Raw genomic sequence first — 11,571 nt, 5'->3', positions numbered from 1 at the left:
ATACAGACCGGAATCTGAACAAGGAGGCAGCCATTCCTGTGAAGATGATTAAAATTAAGTCGGCCGAATCCGTAATTCAGCAGAGTTATGTAGGCACTATAGAAGAGTCGCAGGCCTCGTCACTGAGTTTTAGTGTTGCCGGTAATGTGGAGAAGGTGCTTGTTTCCGAAGGACAGATGGTCTCTAAAGGACAGTTATTGGCTACATTGGATCAGCGGGTTCTGTTAAACAGCTATCAGGCAGCCAATGCCGCCAGAGTCCAGGCACAAGATGCTTTCGACCGCTTGCATTCGTTGTACGAAAAGGGAAGTCTGCCCGAAATAAAGTATGTGGAAATCGAAAGCAAGCTCGAACAAGCCAAGGCCATGGAGCAGATTGCTGCAAAGAATCTGAAAGACTGTAACCTTTATGCACCCTTTACCGGTGTAATTGCCCAACGGTTTGCCGAAACCGGAGTGAATGTGTTGCCCGGAGCTCCGGTATTCAAGCTGTCGAAGATTGAAGAGGTTGATGTAAAAGTATCCATTCCCGAAAACAAAATCGCAGCTATTCAGCTCGGTCAGCTTGTCCGGATTCGTGTTGCTGCTCTTAATAACGACTGCTTTGAAGGTAAAATAACGGAAAAAGGCATTCAGGCTAATCCGCTTTCACACGCATACGATGTAAAGATCAGACTGGCAAATCCGCTCCATAAATTAATGCCGGGTATGGTGTGTAATATAACAATGCAACAGGATGGAGCAGCTGTTGGATTTGAATTGCCTGTAAAGTCGGTTCAGGTCGAGCATACAGGCAAACGATTTGTCTGGGTAAGCGAAAACGGTATAGCCAAGCGACGCTATGTGGATATTGAATCGCTGTCCGCCAATGGAGTGCTGGTATTTGGGGCGGTATCGGCTGGCGACAGTGTGGTTGTAGAAGGAATGCAGAAAATAAGTGAAGGAATGAAAATTGAACAAAGATGAGCCGTAAGAAGACAGGAATTATAGAGTTGGCTATGCGGCACCGGCAAATTGTAATTTTGTTTGTGTCGATGTTGGTATTGTTTGGTATTTATGCATTGGACAAAATGCCCAAACAGGAGTTTCCATCCTTTACAATAAGGCAAGGTCTGGTTATAGGAGTGTACCCCGGTGCTACGTCGGCAGAGGTGGAAGAGCAGGTGACCAAACCGCTTGAACAATATATATTCAGCTACAAGGAGGTTAAAAAGAGAAAGACCTACACCGAGAGTAAAGACGGGATGGTGATTGTCCATGTGGAGCTGAACGATAATGTGAAAAATAAGGATGAGTTCTGGTCGAAGTTTAAACATGGATTGTCCTTATTTAAATCAGAATTACCATCGGGTGTTGTTGCGTTGATTGCAAACGACGATTTCGGCGACACCTCGGCGTTGCTGATTACCCTGGAATCCGACGATAAAACCTATCGCGAGCTTGAAGACTATCTCGAAGAGCTTGAAAACCGTTTGCGAAGGGTGGAGTCTGTATCTAATCTCCGGAGATACGGATTACAGAAGGAACAGATTAGTGTATACCTGGATAAAGATAAGCTGGCAACCTACGGAATAAGTCTGCCAACCCTTTCTGCAACACTGTTCGGTCAGGGATTTACTACGTTGAGCGGAGTGGTGGACAACGATACGTACCGCTTTCCTATTCATATCTCGGATACCTATCCCGACGAAAGATCTATTGCAGAGCAAATTGTCTATTCAGATCTTACCGGTCATGTGATCCGGTTGAAGGATGTGGCACGAATTGTTCGCGAGTATCCGAGTCCCGATAGTTATATTAAAAATAACGGGAAGAAATGCATATTGCTCTCGATGGAGATGCAAAAAGGGAACAACATCGTAGAATACGGAAAAGAGGTCGAAAAGGTGCTGAAGGAATTTCAGCAGGAACTTCCCGAAAGCGTGAGTGTATATCGTATAGCCGATCAACCCAAAGTGGTGGAATTGTCTGTATCTACCTTCCTTAAGGAATTGCTGATGGCTATCCTTACGGTAATTCTTGTCGTGGTGGCTTTGCTTCCGTTACGCGTTGCTTTGGTCGCATCTTCTACCATTCCCATCACTATATTTATTTCACTGGGCATTCTGTTTGCCTCCGGTATAGAACTAAACACAGTTACATTGGCCGGATTGATTGTTGTATTGGGAATGATTGTAGATAACTCCATTGTGATTGTAGACAGTTATCTTGAAAAGCTTGATGAAGGAATGTCGCGTTGGCATGCATCTATTGCGAGCACGAAAGAATTCTTTAAGTCCATTCTGTCGGCGACACTGGCAATCAGCATAACCTTCTTTCCATTTCTGATAACGATGACCGGGATGTTCAATGATTTCCTGCAGGCCTTTCCGTGGACAATCACCATCACACTGGCCGTTTCCTTACTGGTAGCCGTATTATTGGTTCCATTCATGCAATATTTCTTTATAAAGAAAGGATTGCATGCAAAAAGTGCCGGACAAAAGAAAGAAAAGAAGAACCTATTGGAATTGATGCAAAAGGGGTACGAAAAGGTGTTGGAAAAGACATTTCTTTACCCGAAAGCAACCCTGGCGATTGGAGTAGTCTCGGTGGGTGCAGGTCTGTGTCTATTCGGTTTGCTTCCCCAACGTCTGATGCCTATCGCCGAACGCGATCAATTTGCCGTGGAGATTTATCTGCCAAAGGGAAATTCCCTCCAAAATACAGCCGCAGTAGCCGATAGTCTGGAAGCTTTGTTACGCAAAGATAACCGGGTGCGGTCTGTAACCTCTTTTATAGGCAATAGTTCACCCCGTTTTCATACATCCTATGCACCCCAGATGCCCGGCGAAAATTACGCACAGTTTATTGTAAACACCATATCAAGTAAAGCTACGGAGGAGATGCTGGATGCCTATTCGGATACCTATACAAACTACTTCCCCAATGCCACCCTGCGCTTCAAGCAGTTGGACTATTCGGAAGCTAAGGCTCCGATTGAAATAAGAGTAAGCGGGAATGATCTTGAAAAGTTAAAGGAGTCGGCAGACACTTTAATGGGAATCTTGCGAAAAGCAGACAACTTGAAATTTGTGCGTACCAATTTTGAAGATCAGCTTCCGGGGGCTTACATCCGGTTAAATAATGATGAAGCAAACCGGTTGGGAGTGAATAAAACGATGGTGTCGTTAAATATGGCAGCTTCCTATGGTAATGGAGTACAACTAACTACACTCTGGGATAACGATTACCCGCTTAAAGTGATGCTTAAGCAGGAACGATACGGTTCCGACGAGAAGATGGTGGATATTGAGAATGAGTACGTTTCGTCTGTTATTCCCGGAGTGTCTGTTCCATTGCATCAAATTGCCACGGTCGAACCGGATTGGACCGACGGACAAATTGTACGCAGAAACGGAATACGTAGCTTATCGGTTTATGCAGATGTTAAAAGAGGAGTCAACACAACAGCTATTACTTCCGAAATACAAAAAGAGCTGGCACAACTTGATTTGCCTGAAGGGGTGACGCTCACTTACGGCGGAGAGCTGGAAACCGATGCCGAAAGTCTTCCTCAAATCATCGGTGGACTTTCAATTGCGGTCTTCATTATCTTCTTTATTCTGGTATTTCACTATAAAAAGATCAATCTTTCATTGCTAACCATGGCTTCAATCCTGCTTTGTATGCTTGGTGCAGCATTGGGAATCCTGATTATGGGAGTTGATTTTGGCGTAACATCGATTCTGGGTATTGTAAGCTTGATGGGTATTGTGGTCAGAAATGGTATTATAATGTTCGATTATGCCGAGCAATTGCGGTTGAAGCATGGCTTTACTGCACGCGAAGCCGCTTTCCTTTCGGGCAAACGACGTATGCGTCCTATATTTCTCACATCAGCCGCCGCATCCATGGGGGTAGTACCCATGATTCTTTCAAAAAGTCCCCTTTGGGCACCCATGGGATCTGTAATCTTTTTCGGAACGCTGATTACCATGGTATTTTTAGTAACAATTTTACCTGTATCTTATTGGTTGCTGTTCCGCAAATGCGATAAGGTTAAAACTGTAAATATGGAAAGTATATGAAGAAAAGAAATTTATATCTCGGTTGTTTGTTGATAGCCGTTTCGGGGGCAATTCAGGCACAATCGTCCTTCACATTGGAACAATGTAAAGAACTTACACTGAAGAATAATTATGAGATCCGAAAAAGCGAATTGCAGCTAAAGGGAGCAGAACAAAGCAGGAAAGAGGCCTTTACAAACTATTTCCCGGTTGTAAGTGCTACAGGTACTGCCATGAATGCTTCAGCCGGAACGATGAATATGGAAATGATGGGCACTACGCTTTCATTAATGAAGAACGGCGTGTTGGGTGGCGTTACTGCAACCCAGCCTGTTTTTGCCGGAGGAAATATTGTGAATGGCAATAAGCTGGCCAAAGTAGGAGTGGAGGCCCAAAGATACCAGCTTGACTTGTCGGAAGACGAGATATTACTTCAGACCGAACATTTCTATTATCAAATAGTATCCTTACAGGAAAAGCTCCGCACCCTGGATCAATTGGACGCAATGTTGCAGCATCTGCGCCGGGATGTGGAGAACTCATTTAAAGCCGGATTAATTACACAAAATGATGTGTTGAAGGTAAAACTTAAACAAAACGAACTGGCCAGCAACCGTCTATCTGTTGAGAATGGATTGGACATAACCAAAAAGCTTCTTTGTCAGCATATGGGTACGGATCCCGCCGGATTCTCAATTACATACGATTCGCTTTGGATGGAATCTCCGGCAAATATTCTGGTAAACCATGCAGAGGTCTTGTCGGCACGCAACGAATATAAGCTGCTGGATAAAAATGTGGAAGCCAACAACCTTCAGCTTAAAATCAAACAAGGAGAATTTCTTCCTAAAGTGGCAGTTGGTGCAGGATATATGTATCATAATCTAACCGATGTAAATACAGATTTCGGGATGGTGTTTGCAACAGTCTCTATTCCAATCTCGGCTTGGTGGGGAGGTTCTCATGCAATTAAAAAGCAGAAAATAAACCAACAGGTAGCAATGAACGACCGCCAGAATAAAAGCGAGCAGCTTTTGCTACAAATGCAGCAAGCGTTAAACGACATGGAAGAATCCTACAAGCAGGTAAAGTTGGCCGAAGAGGCAGTGGCTGAAGCCACCGAAAATCTACGGCTTAATGAAGACTATTATAAAGCAGGAACCGTTACGCTGACCGATTTATTGGATGCCCAGAGCTTTTTACAGCAAACGCGCGACCGATACACGGAGTCTATCACAGTGTACAGGTTCAAACGAAGCAACTACCTTCAAGTTACAGGTCGATATTAAATGTATGATTAGTTTCAATGTGTAGCTTTTATTTTGAATTTGATACAGAATTAAACGAAAATTAAAGGATTTTAAACCGGAATATTCGGATGAGACCATTTTAAAGCTAAAATTGACCTTCTGTTTTAAAATTAAACCAACTACATTTGTAATTCACTTAGGTTATTGGTATATTTAGCAAGATAAGGCAAACAGTTTGGTACACTCACTATTAATTTAGCCGGTACCCGCAGATTTATTGAAAATTATTGAACATGGAAGAGATAACAGGATCTATTTCGCAGGTAATCGGGCCTGTGGTTGATGTGCATTTTGAGAGAGTGAAAGGAAAGGTATTGGCATTACCCAGAATTCATGATGCAATGGAGATTACCCGTCCGGACGGGCGGATTCTTATTGTGGAGGTGCAACAGCATATCGGTGAGAATACGGTCCGCACGGTTGCAATGGATACTACCGATGGTATCAGCAGGGGCTTAAAGGCCGTTTCCCGCTATATGCCTATTACCATGCCTGTCGGCAATCAGGTAAAGGGTAGATTAATGAATGTAACAGGCGATTCGATTGATGGCATGAAGTCACTTTCCAAGGATGGTGCGTTTCCTATCCATCGTCAGCCTCCCAAATTTGAAGATCTTACCACCACCCAGGAAGTATTATTTACAGGTATAAAGGTGATCGACTTATTGGAGCCCTATCCCCGGGGAGGAAAGATCGGTCTTTTTGGCGGAGCGGGAGTAGGAAAAACGGTTCTGATTATGGAGCTTATCAATAACGTAGCTAAAAAACACAATGGTTTTTCCGTATTCACCGGAGTGGGCGAACGTACCCGCGAAGGTAACGACCTGCTGCGCGAGATGATCGAGTCGGGGGTTATCCGCTACGGAGATGAGTTTGTAAAATCCATGAAGGAGGGTAATTGGGACCTTTCGAAGATTGATTACGATGAAGTTGCCAAGTCGCAGGCCACCCTGGTGTTCGGTCAGATGAATGAACCCCCCGGCGCCCGCTCATCGGTTGCTTTGTCCGGATTAACCGTGGCCGAATCTTTCCGTGATGCCGGTGATGGTTCCGGAGCCAAAGATATCCTGTTCTTTATCGATAATATTTTCCGATTTACCCAGGCAGGCTCCGAAGTGTCGGCTTTGCTGGGACGAATGCCTTCGGCTGTGGGGTATCAACCCACATTGGCTACCGAAATGGGGGCCATGCAGGAACGGATCACCTCCACTAAAAACGGATCTATCACTTCGGTTCAGGCGGTGTATGTGCCGGCTGACGACTTAACCGACCCTGCTCCGGCTACCACATTCAGTCACCTGGATGCCACCACGGTATTAAGTCGGAAGATTACGGAACTTGGAATATATCCGGCGGTGGATCCGCTGGAATCCTCTTCCCGTATTTTGGATCCGCTTATCGTGGGGGAAGATCATTATCAGACTGCCCAGCGGGTAAAGCAGATACTACAGCGAAACAAGGAGTTACAGGATATTATATCCATTTTAGGAATGGAAGAGCTTTCGGACGATGACCGCACTGTTGTTAACCGGGCACGCCGTGTACAGCGATTTCTTTCTCAGCCTTTCACTGTGGCGCAGCAGTTTACCGGTATTCAGGGCGTGATGGTTCCGATTGAAGATACAATTCGAGGATTCCGTATGATTCTGGACGGCGAAGTAGATTACCTTCCCGAGCAAGCGTTCCTGAATGTGGGAACCATCGATGAGGCAATCGAAAAAGGAACGAAATTGTTGGATGAAGCAAATGACGACTGAGGATGAAACTGGAAATAGTATCACCCAAGGGGCCTGTATTTGATGGAGAGGTGGATTCGGTATTATTCCCCGGACTTACGGGCGATTTTATGATTCTACCCCACCATGCTCCATTATTGGCCGTTCTTTCTAAAGGAGCTATCCGTATTGGACTGAATGGAGGAACCCAGATTGTCGAAGTGTCTGGCGGAGTAGTGGAAGTTGTTGGGACAGGCATACATGTATGCACAGACTAATACTAAAAAAAGAAGATATAATGGAACATTTCAAATCAATGGGAAGATTAAGATTCAGGTTGTTTCTTTTTATAACCTGGGTATATTCGGTTGTTGGTGTATCATTAGGGGGGTTGCTAAACACGATATGGCATACTCATTATTTTACATGGTTTCCGGCAATTCCCATTTATTACTATCTATTGTGTCTGATCCTGTTGGTTTTTTTGGAGAAAGCAAATCGTAAACATCCGGAGTCAATTATAAATAACTTTATGATAACCAGAGTAGTTAAGTTGATACTGAGCATCGTATTCATCTGGTTGTATATGTTTTTTATAAGACATCAAATCAGGATGTTCTCTATCACACTGATGATCTTTTATTTTATCTCCATGTTTATTGACACATACATTTTTTATTTGTACGAAAAACGAAGAATGAAAAAAGGATGAAACAAACTAGATATTCTTTTCGAAAAGTGTTGTTTATGCTTTTCCTGTTGCTTGCTGGTATAGGCAAAGGTAGTTCGCAGGAGGTAAACGTAGGCGAAATTGTATTTTCCCATATCAAAGATTCGTATGAATGGCACATCACAAAGTGGAATAATAGAGATATTGCAATACCTCTGCCTGTAATAGTAAGAAGTGCAGAAAGAGGATGGTTTGTATTTATGTCGTCTAAAATTAGTCACGGACATTCCTATAACGGCTTTCATGTGGCTTCCGAAGGTCCAAACCAGGGTAAACTGGTGGAATTAAATGCTACCGGCAGCGAGGTGAGGCCGTTGGATCTGTCGTTAACGAAAAATGCTTCGGCTCTTTTGTTTTCCAGCTCGTTGTTGTTGTTTCTTATATTGAGTGTGGCCCGTTTTTATAAGCGAAATCCCCTGCAGACACCTGGAGGATGGAAAGGTATGATCGAGGTGATGGTTTTATATATCCGCGACGGGGTTATAAAAGAGAACGTAGGAGAAGATTATGCGAAATACTCTTCCTACCTGCTCTCTATATTTTTCTTTATCTTATTGAACAACTTGATGGGACTTATTCCGATCTTTCCCTTCGGAGCCAATGTAACAGGGAATATCGCCATTACTTTCTTATTGGCCTTATGTACGTTTTTGATTGTAAATGTATCGGGGACCAAGGCATACTGGAAAGAGATCGTTTGGCCGGATACCCCGTTGTTTTTGAAACTTCCGGTTCCCATAATGCCTTTCGTGAATGCCTTTGAGGTATTTACGAAACCCTTCTCGCTGATGATTCGGCTTTTTGCAAATATCATGGCCGGTCACACTATTATATTAGGCCTTACATGCCTGATATTTGTAACCGTAAGTATGGGGGCTGCTGTAAACACCGGAATGACAGTCTTGTCTGTTATCCTTACCGTTTTTATGAATTTTATCGAGTTATTAGTTGCTTGTATCCAGGCATATATATTCACAATGCTTTCGGCTGTCTATATCGGACAGGCAAAAGCAGGACATTAATTATCAAAGTTTCAGATTATAAATTTAAAGCAAAAAGAGTATGTTATCAGCAATTTTGTTGCAGGCTGCAGCCGCAAGTATGAGTTTAGCTAAGCTAGGAGGAACAATCGGAGCTGGTCTGGCTGTTATTGGAGCAGGTATTGGTATTGGAAAAATTGGTGGTTCCGCGATGGAAGCTATTGGTCGTCAACCCTCGGCTATCGGGGATATCCGGACGTCGATGCTTATTATGGCAGCCTTGGTGGAAGGAACCGCCCTTTTCGGTATTGTAGTTTGTTTCCTGGTATTATTTCAGTAAATAATAGATTTAATTTAATAGTATGTCATTATTAATTCCAGACACAGGGTTGCTGTTTTGGATGATCTTGTCTTTCGGAATTGCTTTTTTCATCCTTGCCAAGTTTGGCTTTCCTATGATCTTGAAAGGCGTGGAAAAACGAAACGAATTTATTGCCCAATCGGTTGAATCCGCTAAAGAGTCAAATGCAAAGTTGGCTGCGATTGAAAACGAATGCCAAACATTGTTGGCCAGAGCCAAACAGCAACAGGCCAGCATACTGAATGATACGGTGTTGGAAAAAGAGCGTATTTTGAAAGAGGCAAAGGAAAAGGCTGAAAAAGAGACGCAATTGGCCATTGATTCGGCCATGCGTCAGATTGAATTTGAAAAGAACAAGGCAATCCGCGACGTGCGTGAAGAGATTGCAACACTTTCTGTTTCAGTTGCCGAAAAGATTATCCGTGGTAAAGTTGAAAAGGAAACCGCTCATAAGGAAGTTATCAACCGACTGATTGATGAAATAACTTTAAGTAAATCGTAAGAATGTATATAGGTAATATTTCTGTCAGATATGCCAGGGCTTTGCTCGCTTATGCAAAGGAAAACAAGGAGGAGACGCAGGTTTACGATGAAATGCAGATGCTTTTGCATCAGATGAAAGCCATGATTGAATTGGTAAATTCGCTTAATAGCCCCATCATTTCGCAAAGCAAGAAAGCAATGTTGCTTGAAACGGCCTGTGGAATCGATGTAAGCAATTCCACCTCAAGGTTTATCAAGTTGGTTTTATCGCAAAAAAGAGAAGATCTGTTAAGGTATATTATTCTTCAGTTTATAGATATGTACCGAAAGGAGAATCATATATTACCGATAAGACTTACGTTGGCCCAACCAATTGATTTAGAAACAAGCCAACGTCTTAAAGAGCTTATAAATATCAAAACACACGATAGCGTGGAGTTTACGGTTGTTATTGATCCGAAACAGATTGGCGGATTTATATTGGATACGGATGGCTACCGGTTGGATGCTAGTGTCCTTTCGCAATTAGACTCCATCAGGAGTCAGTTGATTCGACAAAACTTGTGATTGGCACGATTGATTTATGCGTGTGATTGCAGGATATATTTACAAATGTAATTATTATTAATTGAGAGTTTATGATCAATGGCTTGAAAATAGGAGAAGTCTCGGATGTGTTGCTGAAGCAACTGGAAGATATTAAACCGGATATACATTTATCGGAGGTAGGAACCGTCCTTCAGGTAAGTGACGGTGTAGCCCGCATCTATGGTTTATATAACGCTGAATCTAACGAATTGCTGGAATTCAAGAATGGAATGAAGGCAATTGTAATGAATCTGGAAGAGGATAACGTAGGGGCTGTGTTGTTGGGGCCAACTGATATGATTGAAGAGGGTGATGTCGTTATGCGTACAGGCAAGATTGCTTCCATTCAAGTGGGAGAGGGGTTGCTTGGACGTGTGATCGATGCACTGGGAAATGCAATAGACGGACTTGGTCCGGTTACTAACGTGCAATATGAAATGCCTTTGGAGCGTAAAGCCCCGGGTGTGATTTTTAGACAACCTGTAAATGAGCCGCTGCAAACAGGAATAAAGGCAATTGATGCCATGATACCTATTGGTCGAGGACAGCGGGAGTTGATTATCGGCGACCGGCAGACGGGCAAGACTTCCATTGCGATTGATGCTATATTGAACCAACGGACCAATTATGAGGCAGGGAAACCTGTGTATTGTATCTATGTTGCAGTAGGACAGAAGGCTTCTACTGTGGCATCCATTGTAAATACGCTGAAGGAGAAGGGGGCCATGAAGTATACGGTGGTGATATCGGCGACTGCATCCGATCCGGCAGCGATGCAGTATTTCGCTCCCTTTGCCGGAGCTGCAGTAGGTGAGTATTTTCGCGATACCGGCAGGCATGCCCTGGTAGTGTACGATGATCTATCTAAACAGGCGGTGGCTTACCGTGAAGTATCCCTTATCTTACGCCGCCCTTCGGGCCGTGAGGCTTATCCTGGAGATGTTTTTTACCTGCATTCGCGCTTGCTGGAACGTGCCGCAAAGATTATCGCCCAACAAGAGGTAGCCAGTCAGATGAACGATTTGCCGGAAAGTCTGCGCTCGGAAGTGAAAGGTGGTGGGTCACTTACTGCCTTGCCTATCATTGAGACACAGGCTGGCGACGTATCCGCTTATATTCCTACCAATGTGATTTCCATTACCGACGGACAGATTTTCCTGGAAACCGATCTGTTCAACCAAGGTGTTCGTCCGGCTATCAACGTAGGTATATCCGTTTCACGTGTGGGGGGTAATGCCCAGATCAAATCCATGAAGAAGGTGGCCGGTACGTTAAAAATAGATCAGGCACAGTACCGCGAACTGGAATCGTTTACCAAGTTTGGTGGAGATATGGACCAGGTAACAGCTTTAACAA

Annotated in this window: 10 protein-coding genes; all 10 read left to right on the top strand. The window is 43.7% G+C overall.

Going from position 1 to position 11,571, the window contains the following annotated elements:
• The coding region (locus AB7E53_RS12520) for an efflux RND transporter periplasmic adaptor subunit (RefSeq protein WP_446776001.1) at positions 1 to 965 on the top strand (965 nt) is incomplete at its 5' end.
• Positions 962 to 4,069 carry an efflux RND transporter permease subunit gene (locus tag AB7E53_RS12515; protein WP_446775999.1) on the top strand — a complete coding sequence of 1,036 codons (3,108 nt, stop codon included), beginning with the start codon at positions 962 to 964 and terminating at the stop codon, positions 4,067 to 4,069. The genes AB7E53_RS12520 and AB7E53_RS12515, both read left to right, overlap by 4 nt.
• On the top strand, positions 4,066 to 5,337 hold the full coding sequence (locus AB7E53_RS12510) for a TolC family protein (RefSeq protein WP_446775997.1): 1,272 nt from the start codon (positions 4,066 to 4,068) through the stop codon (positions 5,335 to 5,337). The genes AB7E53_RS12515 and AB7E53_RS12510 overlap by 4 nt, the downstream gene beginning before the upstream one ends.
• 254 nt (positions 5,338 to 5,591) lie before the next feature.
• On the top strand, positions 5,592 to 7,115 hold the full coding sequence (gene atpD / locus AB7E53_RS12505) for a F0F1 ATP synthase subunit beta (protein ID WP_446775995.1): 1,524 nt from the start codon (positions 5,592 to 5,594) through the stop codon (positions 7,113 to 7,115).
• A 2-nt stretch (positions 7,116 to 7,117) separates the two neighbouring features.
• Complete coding sequence (locus AB7E53_RS12500) at positions 7,118 to 7,351, top strand: F0F1 ATP synthase subunit epsilon (RefSeq protein WP_446775993.1); 234 nt, start codon at positions 7,118 to 7,120, stop codon at positions 7,349 to 7,351.
• A 430-nt stretch (positions 7,352 to 7,781) separates the two neighbouring features.
• A complete protein-coding gene (gene atpB, locus AB7E53_RS12495) occupies positions 7,782 to 8,825 on the top strand; it encodes a F0F1 ATP synthase subunit A (RefSeq protein ID WP_446775991.1) in 1,044 nt (347 codons plus the stop codon).
• Between the two features lie 40 nt (positions 8,826 to 8,865).
• Entirely contained in the window at positions 8,866 to 9,123 is a 258-nt protein-coding gene (gene atpE, locus AB7E53_RS12490; RefSeq protein WP_079683666.1) for an ATP synthase F0 subunit C, read from the top strand.
• 22 nt (positions 9,124 to 9,145) lie between these two features.
• Positions 9,146 to 9,646, top strand: a complete 501-nt coding sequence (gene atpF, locus AB7E53_RS12485; protein ID WP_446775989.1) for a F0F1 ATP synthase subunit B — start codon at positions 9,146 to 9,148, stop codon at positions 9,644 to 9,646.
• Positions 9,647 to 9,648: 2 nt separating this feature from the next.
• Positions 9,649 to 10,194, top strand: a complete 546-nt coding sequence (locus AB7E53_RS12480) for a F0F1 ATP synthase subunit delta (RefSeq protein WP_446775987.1) — start codon at positions 9,649 to 9,651, stop codon at positions 10,192 to 10,194.
• Positions 10,195 to 10,265: 71 nt separating this feature from the next.
• On the top strand, positions 10,266 to 11,571 hold a 1,306-nt coding region (gene atpA / locus AB7E53_RS12475; RefSeq protein WP_446775986.1), incomplete at its 3' end, for a F0F1 ATP synthase subunit alpha.

Source organism: Macellibacteroides sp. (assembly GCF_050251695.1).
In the GTDB taxonomy this organism is placed as follows: domain Bacteria; phylum Bacteroidota; class Bacteroidia; order Bacteroidales; family Tannerellaceae; genus Macellibacteroides; species Macellibacteroides fermentans.
Note: the sequence above shows the minus strand (reverse complement) of the source record. Positions and strands in the feature narration are given on the sequence as shown.